This window comes from uncultured Microbacterium sp. (genome assembly GCF_937927635.1).
Lineage (GTDB): Bacteria > Actinomycetota > Actinomycetes > Actinomycetales > Microbacteriaceae > Microbacterium.
In genome coordinates, this window is record NZ_CALBRW010000041.1 from 1 (window position 1) to 17,318 (window position 17,318).

20 protein-coding genes are annotated in these 17,318 nt (G+C 68.7%); 4 read left to right on the plus strand and 16 right to left on the minus strand.

Annotated features, from left to right (window positions below; genetic code table 11):
• Nucleotides 1-218: 218 nt before the first annotated feature.
• Nucleotides 219-386: a hypothetical protein gene (locus Q0568_RS15220; protein WP_298868016.1), complete on the plus strand. Its 168-nt coding sequence runs from the start codon at nt 219-221 to the stop codon at nt 384-386.
• A 9-nt stretch (nt 387-395) separates the two neighbouring features.
• Here Q0568_RS15220 and Q0568_RS15225 read toward each other — a convergent pair whose 3' ends face one another.
• The 16 genes from Q0568_RS15225 to Q0568_RS15300 all read right to left on the minus strand — a co-directional run bounded on the left by Q0568_RS15225 (nt 396) and on the right by Q0568_RS15300 (nt 15,482).
• Nucleotides 396-1,013, minus strand: a complete 618-nt coding sequence (locus Q0568_RS15225; protein WP_298868019.1) for a prepilin peptidase — start codon at nt 1,011-1,013, stop codon at nt 396-398.
• 10 nt (nt 1,014-1,023) lie between these two features.
• The gene (locus Q0568_RS15230) at nt 1,024-4,443 is read right to left on the minus strand and encodes a LysM peptidoglycan-binding domain-containing protein (RefSeq protein WP_298868021.1); all 3,420 of its coding nucleotides are present in this window, start codon (nt 4,441-4,443) and stop codon (nt 1,024-1,026) included.
• Nucleotides 4,444-4,535: 92 nt separating this feature from the next.
• Nucleotides 4,536-5,555, minus strand: a complete 1,020-nt coding sequence (locus Q0568_RS15235) for a hypothetical protein (protein ID WP_292684370.1) — start codon at nt 5,553-5,555, stop codon at nt 4,536-4,538.
• A complete protein-coding gene (locus Q0568_RS15240) occupies nt 5,549-6,163 on the minus strand; it encodes a hypothetical protein (RefSeq protein ID WP_292684368.1) in 615 nt (204 codons plus the stop codon). The genes Q0568_RS15235 and Q0568_RS15240 overlap by 7 nt, the downstream gene beginning before the upstream one ends.
• Nucleotides 6,164-6,173: 10 nt before the next feature.
• On the minus strand, nt 6,174-6,596 hold the full coding sequence (locus Q0568_RS15245) for a pilus assembly protein TadG-related protein (RefSeq protein ID WP_292684366.1): 423 nt from the start codon (nt 6,594-6,596) through the stop codon (nt 6,174-6,176).
• Nucleotides 6,597-6,600: 4 nt separating this feature from the next.
• Nucleotides 6,601-7,047 carry a TadE/TadG family type IV pilus assembly protein gene (locus Q0568_RS15250; RefSeq protein ID WP_292684364.1) on the minus strand — a complete coding sequence of 149 codons (447 nt, stop codon included), beginning with the start codon at nt 7,045-7,047 and terminating at the stop codon, nt 6,601-6,603.
• Nucleotides 7,044-7,454 carry a TadE/TadG family type IV pilus assembly protein gene (locus Q0568_RS15255; protein WP_292684362.1) on the minus strand — a complete coding sequence of 137 codons (411 nt, stop codon included), beginning with the start codon at nt 7,452-7,454 and terminating at the stop codon, nt 7,044-7,046. The genes Q0568_RS15250 and Q0568_RS15255 overlap by 4 nt, the downstream gene beginning before the upstream one ends.
• Before the next feature lie 10 nt (nt 7,455-7,464).
• Entirely contained in the window at nt 7,465-7,668 is a 204-nt protein-coding gene (locus tag Q0568_RS15260) for a hypothetical protein (protein WP_292684360.1), read from the minus strand.
• Nucleotides 7,669-7,799: 131 nt separating this feature from the next.
• Nucleotides 7,800-8,681 carry a type II secretion system F family protein gene (locus tag Q0568_RS15265; protein WP_292684358.1) on the minus strand — a complete coding sequence of 294 codons (882 nt, stop codon included), beginning with the start codon at nt 8,679-8,681 and terminating at the stop codon, nt 7,800-7,802.
• A complete protein-coding gene (locus Q0568_RS15270; RefSeq protein ID WP_292684356.1) occupies nt 8,678-9,544 on the minus strand; it encodes a type II secretion system F family protein in 867 nt (288 codons plus the stop codon). Before Q0568_RS15270 ends, Q0568_RS15265 begins: the two co-directional genes overlap by 4 nt.
• Nucleotides 9,541-11,160 carry an ATPase, T2SS/T4P/T4SS family gene (locus Q0568_RS15275; RefSeq protein ID WP_292684354.1) on the minus strand — a complete coding sequence of 540 codons (1,620 nt, stop codon included), beginning with the start codon at nt 11,158-11,160 and terminating at the stop codon, nt 9,541-9,543. The genes Q0568_RS15270 and Q0568_RS15275 overlap by 4 nt, the downstream gene beginning before the upstream one ends.
• 2 nt (nt 11,161-11,162) lie before the next feature.
• Nucleotides 11,163-11,957, minus strand: a complete 795-nt coding sequence (locus tag Q0568_RS15280) for a hypothetical protein (RefSeq protein ID WP_292684352.1) — start codon at nt 11,955-11,957, stop codon at nt 11,163-11,165.
• Nucleotides 11,958-11,963: 6 nt separating this feature from the next.
• Complete coding sequence (locus Q0568_RS15285; protein ID WP_292684350.1) at nt 11,964-12,647, minus strand: SAF domain-containing protein; 684 nt, start codon at nt 12,645-12,647, stop codon at nt 11,964-11,966.
• A gap of 3 nt (nt 12,648-12,650) precedes the next feature.
• Complete coding sequence (locus tag Q0568_RS15290) at nt 12,651-13,277, minus strand: hypothetical protein (protein ID WP_292684348.1); 627 nt, start codon at nt 13,275-13,277, stop codon at nt 12,651-12,653.
• Nucleotides 13,277-13,939 (minus strand): ParA family protein, encoded by a 663-nt coding sequence (locus Q0568_RS15295; protein WP_298868029.1) that lies wholly within the window; start codon nt 13,937-13,939, stop codon nt 13,277-13,279. The genes Q0568_RS15290 and Q0568_RS15295 overlap by 1 nt, the downstream gene beginning before the upstream one ends.
• 772 nt (nt 13,940-14,711) lie before the next feature.
• Entirely contained in the window at nt 14,712-15,482 is a 771-nt protein-coding gene (locus Q0568_RS15300; protein WP_292684423.1) for a hypothetical protein, read from the minus strand.
• Nucleotides 15,483-15,777: 295 nt separating this feature from the next.
• Between Q0568_RS15300 and Q0568_RS15305 the strand changes: the two genes are divergently transcribed.
• Genes Q0568_RS15305 through Q0568_RS15315 form a run of 3 tightly spaced genes read left to right on the plus strand, consistent with a single transcriptional unit; the run spans nt 15,778 to nt 17,291 of the window.
• On the plus strand, nt 15,778-16,008 hold the full coding sequence (locus Q0568_RS15305) for a hypothetical protein (RefSeq protein WP_292684421.1): 231 nt from the start codon (nt 15,778-15,780) through the stop codon (nt 16,006-16,008).
• Entirely contained in the window at nt 16,008-16,985 is a 978-nt protein-coding gene (locus Q0568_RS15310) for a conjugal transfer protein (RefSeq protein ID WP_292684425.1), read from the plus strand. The genes Q0568_RS15305 and Q0568_RS15310 overlap by 1 nt, the downstream gene beginning before the upstream one ends.
• A gap of 30 nt (nt 16,986-17,015) precedes the next feature.
• Nucleotides 17,016-17,291: a hypothetical protein gene (locus Q0568_RS15315; RefSeq protein WP_061018411.1), complete on the plus strand. Its 276-nt coding sequence runs from the start codon at nt 17,016-17,018 to the stop codon at nt 17,289-17,291.
• Nucleotides 17,292-17,318: the final 27 nt, after the last annotated feature.

Genomic DNA, 17,318 nt, shown 5'->3' on the forward strand with positions numbered 1-17,318 from the left:
CAGGGGTCGCGAACGTAGGGTGGTGCAAGTCGAGGTCTTCCGGCGGACGGGCAGTTGAGCGCCGAGCGCGACGGCGGTGTAGCGAGAGCGGAGCACGGATTGCCCCTTTCGGTGTGGCGGTCAGGTACTCATATAGGCCGCCGTCTCCGGGCTTCGCGGACACGCGAGGGTGTGGATCGTCGTGACGGCGGCCGCGGCCGCGGTTCTACGCTCGGGCGATGGACGACGCGATGGAGGCCCAGGTGCAGCCACGCTGTCGCGACTGCCGGGTGGTGATGCGAGACAGTCCCGGCGGATGGCGTTGCCCGGCGTGCGGGTTGGTGATCCCGGTTGACCAGTCGATCGTGGTGCCTGTGTTCTCCGGGCCGTCGATCTGGGGCGGCTGACCCGGGCCGCTATCCGGCGAGCTCGGCGGCGATCGTGACCAGCAGCGCCGCGGCGACCAGGTAAGGGCCAAACGGCAGGCGCGTGTCAGTGCCGGGTACGCGACGTCGACGAGCAAGCAGGATGCCGGCGTGCGGGATGGCGAGGATGTAGCCGGCGACGAGCGCGTACAGCGGCAGTAGCCAGCTGAACCATCCGGTGAGCAGCCCGATCGCGAGGAACAGCTTGATGTCTCCGGCGGCGAGAGTGCCGACCAGGGCGATCACCGCGGCGATAGCGAAGATCACCGCGGCGGTGATGGTCGCTTGAGCGAGCAGCTGCCACTGTCCGGTCGTGGTGGCGAGTCCCGCCCAGTACCCCAGTAGCCCGGCCGCCAACGGGAAGGTGCCTGCGTTGGGCAGTCGGCGGGTTCTGCCGTCGATGACGGCCAGGGGCACGCCCACGGCCGCGAACACGGCGATGGCGCCCCACTCTCCCACCCCGAGGCGCGATTCGGCCGCGAGAGGCGCTGTGAGAGCCGCTGAGAGCGCGAAACCGGCTGCGAGGGCACCGAGACACCACCACAGCAGCCGAGGAGCCGCAGGGCGTCGCTGCGGCTCCTCGGTGCGTGCGGACTGTTCGGTCACCATGGCGTCGGGGTCAGCTGGCGACAGCGTGCCGGCGGCGCAGCTGCTCGATGAGCTCTTCGGTCTCGGGTTCCGGCTCGGCGTAGTCCGGGTCGATCTGCGTCAGAGCGTGCTCGAGTTGCGTGACCAGGCGCTCGACGCCGGCGCTGTCGCCGGCCATGTGCTCGGCGCGGAGTGCGTCACGCCAGAAGACCTCGTTGATCGGGTCGACCATGCGGCCGATCGCGGCGGCCAGGCGTGCGTTGCGGGTGTTGCCCTCGCGCAGCGCTCTGGTGGCGAGCTCGTGGGCGGCGTCACCGATCGCGGCGATCATTTCCTGGCGCAGCGTCTCGGCCCACACGTAGTACTTCTCCTTGACGCCGGAGATCGGCTGGCCCTTGACCAGGCCGAGGGCGCGCACGAGGTTCTCGGTCGTCGCGGTGGTCGGGTCGGTGCCGATCAGGGCGAGCCATTCGTCCCAGTCGCTGGCGAACGTGTCGGTGAGGGCGTAGACACCCTTGGTGGCCGGGACGAGGTAGCTGTGCCCGGCGCGGTCCTTGCCGAGCCAGCGTCGCGCCGCCGTGGTGAGCCGGTTGCGCGACGACGTGCCTCGGGCCGGGTCGCTGCCGGGCCACAGCGCGTCGTGCACCTGCTCGGTGCTGGCCTCGGGGTGGGTGGCCACGAACGCGATGAGCTCGATCGCGCGCAGACGCTGCGAGTTCCACTGCTGCGCGTTGCTCGGTGCTTCACCCTGCGGGTTGAGCACGGTGACGGGGCCGAGCAGCTGCAGCCGGGGCGATCGCAGGTCGACGATCGGCGCGAGGGTGCTCAGGTCGTGCGCGTTGTCGTCGGCGGAGATCTCGGCGGTCGCGACCGTGTCTGCGGTCGGTGCTTCGTCGGCGACGGCGGTCGGCTCGAGCACCTGGTCGACGGGAGCGGCGTCGACCAGGTGCTCGGCGGGAAGCTCCTCGGCGTCGACGGCTGTGCCGTTCGGGTCGAGCTCGGCGGTCTCAGCCTCCGGGTAGGGAGCTTCGTCGGTGGCGCCCTGGAAGATCTCGTCGAGCGCGACTTCGGCCGACGCCGAGGAGTGCTCGACGGCGGGCTGGTCGTTGGCGACGGTGAACAGGGCGAGGATGCGGGCGTACTCCTCGTCGGTGACGACCTGCGGGGTCAGCGGCAGGGTCGCGCCGTCCGTGTCCGGGATCTCGAGCTCGGCTGTCGTGCGGTCCTGCAGACGGAAGTTCCAGCCTCCGGCCAAGTGGCCGGCGGAGATCGCGGCGATTCCCACGCGCGGCACGCGGCTGACGAGCTCGGCGAGCTCGAGCCGGGTGTGCTCGTCGGGCAGCTGGCCGAGCACGATGATCTCCGGGGTCCACGACTCCGCCAGGGGGCCGGCGGTGCGCGCCTGCTCGAGGCTGGTGATTCCGGCGTCCTCGAGCGCGGCGGTGACCTCCTCGGCCTGGCCGCGCAGATCCCGGATCAGTGCGTCGACGTCGTCGACGTGGCGGACCCTGCCGGACCCGACCGCGTCGGGAAGCCCGGCAGCGACACCCACGAGGGTGACCTGCAGGTTCTCCGCCCAGGTGCTGGTCGCGAGCTCGAGGGCCAGAGCGGTCAGCGTCGCCTCCTCGAGCTCGGGGGTGCCGTCGATGTTGAGCGAGCCGAGCTTCTCGAGATCCACGAGCAGGTGGGCGTCGTTCTCGTCGTGGCCGAGGGTGACCAGCGCCGGGTACGGCGCTGACGGGGTGCGCTCGAGCGGGGTGAGGTCGTCGAAGCCGATCGACCACGCCATTTCGTCCGGGGTGTCCTGGCGGAACGGCGCGGGCAGCTGAGCGGGCTCGTCGAGGAAGACCGAGATCTCGTCGGCCGAAAGGCGCAGCGCGTACAGGGCCGGGAGGGTGGCGCCGGTGTCCTGAGCCCACACGGCCAGCATCCGCAGCGCGTGGTCGACGGCGTCCATGCCTTGCGGGTTCTCTACGGCGCGAAGCTCGAGCTCGACGGTGGAGATCTCCTCCGCGGGCATCGCGATGCGCTGGCCGGGCTTGCGGTTGCGGCGCTGCTGGACGCGGCGCAGACCGAGGAAGCTGAGCAGACCGGCGGCGAGCACTCCCCCGATCCCGAGCGTGCGCCAGTCGGTGACGACGTCGGCCCAGTCGGGGGCGTCGCTCGCCTCGGCGGCCTCGTCGACCTCAGCCGGCACGGGTGCCGACTCGGCCGGCGCGTTCTCCTGCGTCGGCGCCGTCTCGGCCGCGCCACCATCGGTCACGAAGCCGAGGCCGGTGTCGGTGCCCGCGTTCTCGGCGGGCTCAGCAGCGGGCTCGTCGGCATCACCGGCGCCGCCCGCCTCGTCTACGGTGTCCTCGGTCGTCGACGACCCTTCACTGCCCACACTCTGATCGGTGTCGGTCGTCGCCGATCCGGCGTCGTCGGTCTCGGTCTGAGTGCCGTCGACGACAGCAGGGTCATCGGTGGCGCCCTCGGCGCCGTCGATGGCGGTCGGCGGCGTGGTCGGCGCGGGAGTCTCGGCCGGCGCCTCGGTGATCGACGCAGCCGCGGCGACGTAGGCGGCGGGGATGGCGACCGTCCATCCGGGCACGATGAGGCTGGGGTCGGAGATCTGCCGCCCGTCAGGCTGGGTGATGTCGCGGGAGGCCTCGTAGATCTCGGTGTACCGCTCCCCCGAGCCGAGCTCGTCTGCGGCGATGTCCCAGAGAGTGTCCCCGGAGACCACGGTGCGCTGCTCCTCGCCGGCCTGCGTCACGCTGGCGGCCGCGTCCGGGAGCTCGAGCACCATGCCGGGGTCGATGCCGTCGCGCTGCCCCACGGTGTAGCCGCCGGGCTGGGGGCGGTCGCGGTTGAGCTCGACGATCTCCTGGTAGCGCTGACCGTCGCCAAGGTGCTGCTCGGCGATCGCCCACAGAGAGTCGCCGGCCTTCACGGTGTAGGTCTGCGCAGCAGCAGGCGCCTGCTCCGCAGTGGCGGCCTCCGGTGCGCTTTCAGCTGCCGGGGCAGGTGCCTGGTCGGTGTAGCTGGTGACGCTGGCAGACACGCTCGCGGGGGCGACATCGGCAGCGGTCGGAGTGGCGGCCATGGCGGCGTTCGGCGCGAAGATTGCGATGATGGCTGCGATCAGGACGCCGGCAGCCTTCTGCTGCACGCCCAGGCCGGGCAGCTTCATCCGCTTCACGCCGGGGCCCGACATGGCGATGCGCAGCTGGTTCGGGATCTCCGCGAGGTAGCCGATCGCGAAGGTTGCCCACGCGGTCCACGCGATGAGCGGGATGACGGTGCCGACCAGGAACTCCCCGCCGTAGTCGGGCATCGTCAGCGCCGACATCAGGCGATCCCACGAGGGGATCGGGTTACCGGCCAGGAAGACCAGCGCGGCAGGCAGACCCACCAGCAGCGCGGCAGACAGGATGAGAGCTCCGAGCCCTGCGGTGATTCGCCTCACGGTCGTCTCCTCGATTTCAGCGTCAGCGCCCGCGCGGTGCGGGTCCTACGTCATATAGGCCCCACAGCTGGCGGTTCGCGGACATCTGGCTTTCACCCGCCGACGTTGACGGTCTGCAACTCGTTGATCTCGAGCGGGACCGAGCTCGAGGTCGTCAGGTTGATCGTGCCGGTGGGACCGGCGAGTGAGGTCCACTCCACAACCCACTGGCTCGTCGCGGTGACGGTGTAGCGATCGCCGCCCTGAGACTCCGAGGTCGTGCGGTAGCGGTAGCCGCAGGTCGGCGAATCAGTGACGCCGTAGCCGGTCGTGTACGCGGTGCCAGTGCCGCCGCAGACCTGCGATCCGCCGTCGCCCATGTCCCACCGAACGGAAGTCACGCGGGCGGTCGCGGTGATGGTCTGCCCGCCGAGGGTGGCCGTCTCGCTGTACGGTCCCCAGGTCAGCGGTTGCGGGTTCTCAACCCAGAGCCACACGGGTACGCCCAGGTAGGAGCGGCGGTGACCCCACGCGGGGTTGACCTCGGGCGCCATGCCGATGTCAATCCCGCGCAGCGCGAACGTCGAGATCAGCCGCTCGGCGGCGACGCCAGGGGGCAGAACCTGCAGGCCGGGCGGGACCGTCTCAGACCAGAAGTTGGTCTCTTGGCCGACACCAGGCGAACCGCCCGGCGTCGGGTTGAACATGATGCAGCCGTAGTAGCCGGCCTTGTCGGAGTACCCAGGGGGGCGCGTCGGCCAGACGCCGTCCTTCATGAACACGTAGCACTGCCGGGTATTCGACCAGTACGACGTCGAGCCACCGCAATCGATGATCGCGTAGAACCGCTGATAGCTGCCGCCGTCGAAGACGCGGATGTCGGCCTCGCTCCACCCCAGCTGCAGCAGGCCCGACTCCGAGTTCTCGTAGTAGCAAGTCGGCGCACCAGGCGTCCACCCGTTGCTGTCTGGGTTCGGCGCCGGGTCGGAGGGCACGTTGGAGATCGTGATGTAGCAGACGGCGAGATCGTTGCAGTAGACGCCGCCCGCAGCCTGAGCGGGGGCCGCAGCTACAACAGATCCAACCGCGATCATGAGTGCGGTGGCGAGGACCGCGAGCGTTCGCCTCAGCATGTGGTCCCCAGACTGATGCGGTCATTGACGAGCCACGTCTTCGTCTCGGCGTTGTAGATCACATGGAACTCGACCTCGTTGCGGGGGTTCGGGTTCTGCATTGCCGGCTTGCCATCGGCTGTCGTGATCTTGCGCTGAGAGCCATCGAGGCAACCCGGCACGATCACGAGTCCGTTGGCGATTCCCTCGTACTCCTGGCCGTAGCCGGTCGCGGGCTCGAAGATGAGAGACCCTTCGACGGTCGACTGCCCCTCGATGCTCTCGCCGTCCTCGTTCAGAATCGGTCCCTCGGCGATCCGGGTGGCGTCGTCCTGGAACTCGCGCAGGGCCTTCCCTGTGGCGACGGCTTCATACCGCTCGGGGTTCGCCCCGCCGGCCGCGCCGATCTCTGCCTGCGTCGCGAGCAGGAGGTCGATGGTCGCCTCGGCCTGGTCGATGGCTTCGTTCTCGTCGGCGGGTGCTTCGCCGGTGATCGCCGTAGCCGAGGGGGTGGGCGTGGGGGTCTCGCCCGCGCTGCCCGTGGGGTTGGGGGTGCCGGTGCCCGTGCAGGCGGTCAGCGTCAGTGCGGCAGCGATGATGCCGGCGATGGCGAGGCGCTTGGTGCTCATGGGGGGGCTCCTATTGCGTGATGATCTCGGCGGTGGCGGTCGCCCCAGCGGGGAGGGTGGTGATGCCGATGATGGAAACGAACTTCGTGCTGTACGACGTTTCGACGCTAACGGTGATCCGGTCTCCGACGACGTTCACGGTCCCGGTCATGCCGGACGCTTCGATGTAGTCGGTCGCAGCGGTGCGTGCCCGGTTGTTGTCGAGGCTGATGCCGCCGTTAGAGACGACCTGGGCGGCGACGGCGTTGGCTGCGGCGCGGCTGGCGCCGGAGGCGATGGCTTGCGCGTTCTCGTTAGCCTGGATCTTCCCGGCGCCGTCGACGACGAGCCCGACGATGAGGACGAGCGCGGGAACGAACACCACGAAGAACGGCGTGATGGAGCCGCGCTCGTCGTCGCGGAGCTTGCGGAGCAGCCGGCGGATGGTGGTCACGGGGTCAGCCTCGCTCTCGGTAGGCGTCGACGGGTGAGGCGGCCGACGAGCTCATGGTCCGGCTTCCGGGGATGCCTGGGAGGGTGATGTCGGCGAGGCTCACGTCGCAGTTGACGGCGGCGGAGACGGTACCGGTCGTGCCGATCGCGGTGTTCAGGCCGCTGGCGTCGACGCTCACGGTGAGGGTCGTGCAGGTGATGCCGGACTGGCTCATCGCGCGGCGTGCGGCGTCCTCGGCGTTGGTGACTGCGGTGCTGGCGTCTCGGGAGAGGGAGGCGGCTCGTGCGGCGGCGTAGGCGGCGCTCTGGGTCGCGTTGTCGGCGAGGGCGGTGCGGCCGCCGGCGACGAGGACGAGGACGAGCATCGCGATGACGGGGGCGATGATGACGATCTCGGCGGCGTTGGAGCCGCGCTCGTCGGCCACGAGGCGCTGCCGGAGGCGGGTGATCATGGCACCCACCTTTCGACGGGTCCGGTGATGGTCTTGGTGACGGTGGTGTTCACGCCGGGGATGAGGCCGGGCGTGATGGCGGTGACGGTTGCGGTGACCTCGGTGGCGTTGCGATCGACGTTCACGTTGACGTCGGTGAGCATGCCGCCGGCCTGATCGGCGGTCGCAGTGCCGGCATTGACGCCGTCTGCCGTGGTGGCGTCGTACAGGCGGGCTGCCTCGTAGGCGTTGACAGCTGCGGCCTGGACGAGGTTGGTGCCGTGGTACCAAAGGCCTCCCTGCACGATCGCGAGGATCAGCAGGAGCAGCGCCGGCAGCACGATCACGGTCTCGGCGGTCTCGAATCCGCGCTCGTCTCGCCCCGCCTTCCGAAGCGGACGGAGGAGGCGAGCGCGGATCGATGCCATGACCACGGGTTCAGTTGCTGGGCAGCAGTGCGATCTGGCCGGTCACGAAGGTCGTGATGGCGGCGATGGCGGCGGCAGCCAGGATGACCGCGCCGACCGTCAGGAAGATCTTCTCCGCGGTCTCGAGGCCCTCTTCGGGGGCCTCGGTGAGCTCGCGGTAGCGGCCCTTGGCGGACTCCACGGCGAGGGTGATGCGTTCGGTGATCTTGCTCATTTCTCTCTCTTTCCGGGGTTGGGTGGTGCGTGGACTGGGTGTCTTGAGTTGAAAGTCAACTATGGGGGCGGGCGACTTGGGGAGCCTTATGTCATATAGGCCGACCGATCAGGGGTTCGCGGACATGGCTCTTATGTCGCGAGGAGGTTCAGGATCAGCGGCGTGATGATGATCCCGACGTAGACGAACAGAGTGGTTGCCAGAGGCATCTGCATCCGCTCGCTCGCGCTGTTCGCTTTCTCGTGCTCCTCGGCGAGGAGCTTGTGCCGGAGGGTCTTTCCCCTCGATCTGAGTGTCTCATATATCGATGCGCCTTCCTCCCCCGAAAGTCGCACGATCTTGGCGACGTCGGCGAGGTCTGGGACGTCGATTTCCTCAGACAGGGACCGCAGTGCGTCCCACGGTGCGACACCGGCGTAGCGGGCTCGGGTGAGCTCCTGGCGGATGCGGACGAACACCCATGACCGGCCGACGTCGGCGGCTGTTTCGAGGGCGCGTGCAGCGGTGGCGCCGCGCTTGCGCTCAGCGGCGACGAGCTCGAGGTAGACGGCGACGGCTCGGGTGAACTCGGCGCGCGCGTCGTTGGCCTTCGAGCGGATGTCCTGGTCGACGCTGAACCACAGCCACGCGGCGAGGGGGATGCCGAGCAGCCCGGGGATGTAGAACGGCATGAATCCGAGGGCCTGCGCGAACAGTCCGAGCGCGAGGGGTGCCACCAGCCCGACGAGGGCGAGGAGCACCTTGTCGTAGTAGTACTTGTCCAGCGGCATCTGGATCAACCGCAGGTCAGTGGTCGGCACTTTGAGCCAGGAGCGCTCGGGAAGGTGCTGCGCCACCCACGACCCGACCCGGTGCTGCAGCGAGTCGTCGCCTGCGTCGGGTAGGGCGATGGTGGTTTCGGTGAGTCGGTCGAGGGTGGCCGCCAGGTGTGGCTGCCGTGGGATGAGGGCGCTGATGATCAGCGCCACGCCGGCGCCGAGGATCAGGCCGGGGATGAGAGCGAGCAGGTTCACAGCGCGTCCTCCTTCGTCTCGGGAGCCACGAGCAGCCGGGGGGCGGGCTTGCCGATGCTGATCGAGCGCATCCACATCAGGAGCAGTCCGAAGAGGACGACCCAGATGGTCAGGAGCACCTGGCCGAGCGGGGTGGCGTATGCGGCGGTGTAGGTGCCCAGGAACGGCAGTGCGGCCAGCACGACCAGGGTGGCGATCGCCACGATGCGGACCTGCGTGCGCGGCTTGGCGCGGTCGGTCTCGATCTGTCGCCGCACCTTCACTTCCTCGAAGATGATCTCCGCGAGGTCGTCGAGGGCTTCGGCGAGGCCGGCGCCGCGGGCCTGCTCTTTGAGCAGCAGGTGCATCACGATCAGGTCTGCGGTGGGATCGTCGAAGTCGCGGGCGAACGCCTCGAGGGCTTCCCGCGTGGGCCAGCGGGCGTTGAGCCGCGCGACGAGCGAGCCGACCTGCGTCTTGATCGTCTCGGGGGCGGAGGCGAGCGACGAGGTCAGTGTCTGCTCGAGGCCGGTGCCGGCGACGGTGAGACCGGAGAGGCTGCGCGTCCAGGTCTCGAGCGCCTCGAGGCGAGCGATCTTCTGCGGCGCGTCGCCCTTGCTCAGGAACAGCGGCAGGGTGGCGCCGGCGACGGCAGCGATGGGGATCAGGATGAACCACCCGGAGTAGAGGAACAGCAGCACGCCGGCGGCGAGGCCGATCAGCGCCCACATCTGCTGCTGCCTGCTGAACCGAGGGGTGGTGCGCTTGGCGCGCACGGGCTTTGCGCTGCCCGGTTCGGGGGGTTGGTAGGCGAGCCCGAGCACGATCAGGATGCCGCCGGCGGCGGCGACCAGAATCGCGATCAGGATGCCGGCGGTGTTCATGCGTTGGCCTCCTGCGAGTAGGGGCTGAGCTCGCTTTCGCGGAATCCGACCTCGGCGAGCTTGTCGAGCAGTTCGCGGGAGGGCAGCTGGCCGAGCTCGAGGGTCTGCGTCGCCTTGTCGAACGTGAAGATCTTGCTGATCGTGGGGCGGGCGACGCCGTAGCTGTCCTCACCGGGCTGCACTTCGCAGATCGACGTGATCACGCGCCGTGCCTTGCCGGTTTCGTGGTCACGGATCTTCGCCATCTGGATGATCAGGTCGATGTTCTGCGCGATCTGGCGGTAGCAGTATGCCGGGGTGGCGTTGGAGCCGTCCTTCATCATCAGGGTGACCATGCGCTCGATCGCGTCTTCGGGGCTCTGCGAGTGCAGGGTGCTCATCGAGCCAACGCCGGACTGCATGGCCTGCAGCATCGCGTTGATCTCCGATCCGCGAACCTCACCCACGATCAGCCGGTCGGTGGTGTGTCGCAGCGAATCCTCGAGGCCGCGGATCAGGGGGAACTCACCTGCCCGCTCCCCCGACGCCCCGGGCTCGCCCTCGCCGGGCCGGTACTCGAAGGCGATCACGAGGGGGTGCTTCGCGGGGTTCTTGTGCAGGTAGAGCTCGCGTTCCATTTCGATCGTTGCAAGCTTCTCGTCCGGCGGGATGCAGTCGGCCAGCGCGCGCAGCAGGGTCGTCTTGCCGCTGGACTGGAAGCCGTTGGTGACGAGACTGAGTCCTGCCAGAACCGAGGCCTCGAGGAACTTGGCCGCGAGGGTTGTGAGGGTGTGGGTCGCGACCAGGTCGCCGAGCGAGATGTCGACGTGACGGTGAATACGGATGGTCACTGAGGGTCGTTCGGCGACCGGTCGAGCAAGAGCGGCGAGACGCGCGCCGCCGGGCAGGTCAAGGTGCAGAGACGGGCGGGAGGCGTTGAACGATCGCGCTCCCTCACCGCGACGGGTGGCGATGAAGTTGATCTCGCGCTCGAGCTCGTCATCACTCACCGACACCGGGTGCGGGTACTTCTGCCGGTTGCCACCGGCGAAGGTCAGCCACACGTTGTCGTAGCCGACGATGTCGATGTTCTCGACGCCTTCGATGTCGACCAGCGGCTGCAGCCGGCCGAGGCGGAACATCGCATCGAAGACGGCTTGAGCGATGTCTTCCTGCAGCGTCGGGCTCCACTGCTCTCGGCCGTGCCGCGTGAGATCGTCGACCCGTGCGCGGATGAGCTCGGCCGTGTGCTGGCGGGCCATGATCTCGCGAGCTTCGTCGGTGAGGGTGGGGTCAGACTGACCGGCGTCGGCGAGGATCACCGAGACGGCGTCGCGGAACTCCGATACCGCGTCCCACGGGATGCGGCCCTGATCCTCGAACATCGCCGCAGCGCTTCGGCGGCTCGGAGGCACGACCGCTTGCGTCGTCGGGGGGATGGATGCGGCCGTGTCAGCGACCGCGAACGGGTCGATGGTCGGGGTCGGTGTCGCCGACTGTGCGGGCGCCTGCTGCTCGCCCCGAGCGGCGGCGCGCAGCAGGTGGCTCGCTGCGGGGTTCGCTGCAGGGCGCGGCGGCTGGTTGAACAGGGGCAGCGTGGAGAGGTCTGCGGGGTCTGGGGTGTCGTTCTTGGCCATGGTCAGTCCTGTGCTGTCGGCGTGTAGCGGCGGCCGGCGAGATCACCGTCGAGGGCGGTGATGATCTCTGTCAGTGCCTTGGTGTAGGGCGAGCGCTTTGCGGGGGCCGCGGCTCCGTGCGAGTAGTGCGCGGCGGTGGCGGGGTCCCAGGGCAGTGCGCCAACGAAGGGCAGGCCGGTCTTGGAGGAGATCTCGTTGGCGCTGTATCCCTGGCCACGCAGCGGCGTGGTGGTGATCGTGAGCCCGAGGTAGTCGCGGTGGCCGGATGCCTCGAGCGTGGTCGCGAAGGCACCCGCGCTCGCGTACAGGGAGTGGATGTCCGGGAGGGTGTTCCCGGTGACCACGAGCACGGCGTCTGCTGCAGCAATCAGCGGGCTGCGAGGGTCTCCGGGGGCGAACCGTCCGGCGTCGACGATGATGTCCAGGTCGGGAGCATCGGCCGTGCGCGGCAGCTGCTCGAGTGCGCGCAGCAGGTTCGCCCAGAACGCGCTGGTCGTTCCGCGTGCTCCGCCGAGGTCGTTGAACCCCGGGATGACGTAGCGGCCTTCGCCGAGACTGATCGTCTGCGCGAAGAGGGTCTCGCCGTCCAGGCCACCGCGGAGGTTGGCGATCGCGGCTTCGGTGAGGCTCTGGACGTGCTGGTACTGGCCGCGCAGGTAGCCGGAGAGGACGTGGCTGGTCTTGGCGATGTCGGCCTCGAGCAGGAGCGCCGGCCGCGGCCAGTTGAGTGTGAGGGCGGTTGCCAGGGTGGATACTCCCGGCGCGCCCGATGTGCTGGTGAGGTAGACGATCGACATCGGGGCTTACTCCCCCACGCCGTCGAGGACGATGGACACACGCTGTGTGGCGGCGCGCGCTGCGATCGATGCTGCTTCCCGCTCGGGGACCACGACGTCGACGATCCAGGTCTGGTTGGCCTCGTCGTAGGTGGTGGTGAACACGGTGGCGTCGAAGGTCTGCGGATCCGATGTCGGCGGCTCTCCCTGCGCGACCGGGGTGTCGACCAGGCGGACGGCGTCGCCGGCTGCGAGACGGTAGGAGGGCAGCTGGCTTGCGTTCACAGCGATGCCGACGATCGAGGAGCCTTCCGGGACCGGCAGCGTGTCGAGGGTGTTGCTGGTGGTCAGCAGCGATCCGGCGGGCAGGTCGACGGCTGCGACCTGCCCGACGATGTCGGATGCTTCCGAAGCGGGGATCGCGTCGACGTTCTGCCCGCCGGCGATCGAGATCGTCGTGAGGTCGTTCTGAGTGATCGCTTCACCGCGCTGGACGGTGTCGCTGACGGTCAGGACCGAGACGGTGCGCGACGTGGTGGTGGTGATGTACCAGGTGGCCAACGCGCCGATGAGGACGATGGTGATGCCGAGGGCGATCATCCACACGCGGCGACGAGACTTCGTCGGCTGCCCGACCGCGGCGGGTCGGGTCGGGGCCTTCTCGGTGTTCCGGGCTCGCTTGCTGGTCTTCTCAGGGGCGGTTGTGCTCATGGGTCAGCTCTTCTCGATGGTGGGCAGGTAGGCCTCGTAGGCCACGGTGATGAGGAAGTTGCGGCTGGGGGCGCCGACCTCGGCGGTGACGCGGTCGAGGACGTTCCTGTTGGTGTCGCTCATCTTCACGGTGTGCTTGACCCGGGCCTCCCCCGACGCCTTGGGCGCGGTGGGGTTGGGTCGGGCGAACAGGACCGTGCGCTCGGCCTTGCGGCTGGCTGCGGCGGTGGCTTCGGCGATGAGTTCAGGCAGGCGCTCATACGTCGTCTCGATCGCGTCGAGGAGGACGTTGTGGTGGCTCCACCGGGTGGTGGCCATGTACGCCTGCAGTCGCTCGTTGAGCTCCTCGGTCAGGTGCACCGGGACGCCCTTGGAGGCGGTCTCACGGTCGCTGTCACCGTCAGCGGCCGCGGCGGTGCGGCGAGGGCCGCGCGTCTTGCGGGCCGGCGTGCTGGTCTCCTCTGCGGCGGGAGGCGGCGTCGCCTTCTCGGTTGCCGGAGTCGGTGCCGGTTCAGTCTGCGCCGGTGGGGTCGGTGCGGCTGCCGGCGTAGGCGCCGCCTGCTCCCCCGCGGTCGGCGCGGGTGTGTCAGCGTCCTTGCCGACCAGTGATCCCAGGCTCTTGCGTGCCATCAGTTCGCTCCCTTCATGGCGGGCGTGGCCTCTAGTGCGGTCTGTAGTTCTCGGGCGACGGTGGTGAAGTCGAAGATCGCGTTCTGCGTCGCGCGGGTGTCGCTGTACTGGGTGACGACCTTCCCGTCCAGCGGGCCGTCCGCGATGCTCTTGCTCGCCCGGATGTACCCCTGGAAGCGGGGCATCTTGAGGCCGCCGTCGACGAGCTCCTGCCAGTCCTCGAGTTGGCCGAACACTCGGCGGTCGATCTTGTTCAGGAGCACCCGGTACTCGAGGCCGCGCGGTGCGATGTGCTGGGCGACGGTGCGACGCAGCGCCGGAACGACGAGGGGCTCGGGGTTGAGTGGGAGGACGACGAAGTCCGCCACGTCGAGGACGGCGGAGAGGACGGCGGTGTTGTCGAGGCTGCCGGGGGTGTCGATCAGGACGTAGTCGTAGTCGTCGGCGTTGCGGATCAGCGAGAGGTTGTTCGGGTCGACGTCGGCGGTGAAGTCGAAGGGCAGCTCCTCCCCCGCGTTCTCGGCCCACCAGGTCGTGGACTCCTGCGGGTCGACGTCGACCACGAGGACGCGGTTACCGCGCGTCAGGCAGGCCGCGACGTTCATGACGGTGGTCGTCTTGCCGACCCCGCCCTTCTGCCCGACGATCGCGATGACCTTCATCCGTCCCTCCCGTTCCTCATAAGCGCCGATGTGGTGGTGACGCTGCGACGACGTGGCGCATTAGCCACGCTCGACAGTAAGCACATGTGCAGATTCATGGCGGCAGTCTAGCGATCTACCCCCGACATACCCGCGCAAGACTGGCGCAACAGGAGTGCAATACCGCGGGGCGTATGCGAGTAGCTAAGGCGGCAGAAGGGCGCTAGACCCCCGCCATAGTTGCAACTGAGCATGCGCGCTACTGCCGGGGGTATGGCAAAGCTATTGCGCTACGCAAGTGGCGACACGGCGGCGATACGGCGCCAGTCGGGCGCAATACGTGGCGCAATACTGGTGCATCACACGCAGCATATATTGCCGCTGTATTGCGCTTGATGTTGCGCCGATGGGGCAAGGTAGGAGCGCGGATGGGGCGCGATGCTTGCGACTGTCGACCGCTGGTCATCCGGGATCTATTGCGCCCAGGTTGAGCAACCGGTCGTGCGTCGGTGTTGCGCCGATGAGCCTATAGACCTTGGTGGCGATGTTGCGGCCGATCGGTGGGGGAGCGGAGCACGTCAGGCGGGAGGGGGTTCGGTCCCGGCGGGCGAGGGGCTTCCATCGACCCGAATAGGTGTCGATGGGAGGGGACGCAGGAGCCGATCACGTCCTGCGCGGCCGTCAGAGCGATTCTGAGCGCCGAACGGGTTCGTGCGCGTGTGTCAGGGCGCCAGCAGGCGTGACAAAGCCCCTGGGGGCCATCCAGGGGCTTTGTCGGATCGGGGGGTCGAGCTCAGCTGCGGCGGGGGGCGTAGGAGACTCGCTCCTGCACGTCACCGCACACCGCGGTCATGAGCTTCGTGCGGACGCGGTGCACCCGGCGGTTGAGCGTGTCGCGGCTGATGCCGAGCTCGTCTGCTGCCTGCTGGCGCTCCTCGCCGGGGTTGCCCTCGGCGAGTTCGATCCGGGCGAGCAGGCGGACCTCGTCTGCCGTGAGGATGCCGTTGTCGATGGCCCAGGTGAACAGGGTGACGAGGTCGCGCAAGGGGTCGTCGATCTCGGTGTCGGCGTCGGCGTTCACGAGGTGCTCCAGGGTCTCGTCGTCGACTGCGAGCTCGACGTCGGCGGAGGCGCCGAAGCCTCGCTCGAGGAGCTTGATGCACTCGAGTCGGATGTTGCCGGCGACCGAGCTCGTGCGGTGCAGCGGGTAGGTGCGAATGACCTCCCACAGCGCGCCGATCGTGGTCGCGGTGGCGTCGGTGGGGGAGTTGCGCCAGATGGCGCGAACGCTGCTGCAGGTGCGTGCGAGACGGAACGCCAGGGGCAGGAAGGACTTGAGGATCACCTTGCCGGCGACGACGTCGCCGCCGTGCTCGAGCTCGAGCAGACGGCTGAGGATCTGGTCGCGGTCCTCGGCCAGCTGGGGCCGGCGGATGAGCTCGATCGCCTCGTCGCCGGTGAGCTCGCCGAGGACGCCGTAGTCGTGGCGCAAGGTCGCGAGCGTGCTGTTCCACTCATTCAGTAGTGCCCGCTCGAGGGTGGTGGCTGCGTTGTAGACGTGCATGGAAATGGCCCTTCGTCGCTACGTCGATTGACGGCGGCCACGTTCCTCAGCACCCCAGGGTCAACGTCTGGATAAGGGCGGGAGCGATCTGCGCACGCACTCGCGCGGTGGCAGTCGCGACTCTGGATCAGACCTAGAAAAAGCCCGGTCACAGGGATGAAAAGTGCGTGGCTAGAAGGGCGCAATATTCCTGCAAGAAATCTCGTCGTCCGGTGTCCGCGAAGCGGCGGAAGGGGGGCCTATATGACGTAGAGCCCCCGGTGCGGGGGAGTGAAGACGACGACGAGAAGGGAACGTGGCCGTGGCGGATGACAACCTCAGCGACCCGACCTGGGACAGCTTCAAGCCCGATGCCGCGCGCGCCATCCGTGCGACTCAGGGATTCGAGGATGCGGTAGCTCGGACCCTGGATCGCCCGTTCGACACGGGCACCTACGGGGGTGTCGAAGCGGCCCTCGCGGAACTGCGCGCAGCCGCGCCGGCAGCGATGCGGGTGGCCGGCATTCAGCTCAGCGGGGGTGCGTGATGGGCCTGCGCAAGCCGAAGGAAGCGAAGCCGTCCAAGGGGTCGAAGACGACGCCGGCGAAGGGCAGCGAGTGGACGGCCGGACGTGGGTTCGGTCAGAAGGCCGTCACCGGTGCGCTGATCGTCGCGGTCGCGTGCGGGCCGCTCGCGTTGGTCAACGCGACCATCAACGGGCAGCCTCGCCAAGCGGTCGCGCAGGTCGCCGTCGACGCCCCGCTGACCGCCCAGGAGCAGTCGGCGGGGGAGTACGGGGCGGCGTTCGTCGCGGCATGGCTGGGCGCTTCGCGCGAGGACGAAGGCACTCTCGCCGCGTACATCAACCCGGCCGCGGTCGGGCAGCTGTCGGCCACCGCATGGAAGTACCGCGACCTCGCCGTGGTGTCGGTGGAGAAGACGGACGAGTCGGACCTGATGAGCGTGGTCGTCGCCGCGAACGTCGAGGAGTTCGACATGGAAAGCGAGAGCGGCGCCACCGTCTGGCCGCGCCGCTACTTCGCCGTCACCGTTCGCGTCACCGACGTCGGTCTGTCGGTGGTGGGTCTGCCCGCCCCGATCGCTGCGCCGGCGAAGGAAGAGAGCGCCGTGCGTCTGGCGTATGGGCAGACGGTGCTGCAGACCTCGAGCGCCCGGCAGACGGTCGAAGCGTTCCTCTCCGCCTACCTGGCCGGCTCCGGGGAGATCAGTCGCTACGTCTCGCCCGGTTCGGAGATCTCCGCGATCACCCCCGCGCCGTACATGACCATCACGGTCACCGACGTCAAGAGCGACGTCGAGCCCAGTGACACCCCCAGCACGGGATCGGTGGTGCACGTCCTCGCGACAGCTGAGGTTTCGAGCGCCAGCGACCAGCGGCTGACCACGACCTACGCCCTCACGCTCACCGCGCGCGACGGGCGTTGGGAGACGACGTCCGTCGATCTCGCCCCACTGGAAAGCGCCGCGCCCGGCGCCGACCCCACACCCAACCCGTCTCGATAGCCCGGGACGCACCGAAAGGACAGCACTGCAATGGCACTCTCCGAATACCTCAACAACCTCTTCTCGACGTGGACCGGCGTCGTGCAGGCGTTCGCGCTGCTCGCCTCGATCGTCCTGGTCATCGTCGTGGCGATCGTCACCCGCCTGGCCTGGGGCAAGCTCCTGGTCACGTCGCTGGTGGCCGGCTTCGTCATCTGGGCGGTGACGATGAACGGTCTCGGCTGGTTCTCGCAGACCATCAACAACGAGACCAACGCCGCCCCCGCCGCCATCACCGACGTCGTCGGTCACGACCTGGCTGCCTGACTCGTGGCCAAAGAGGAGATCGCCCGC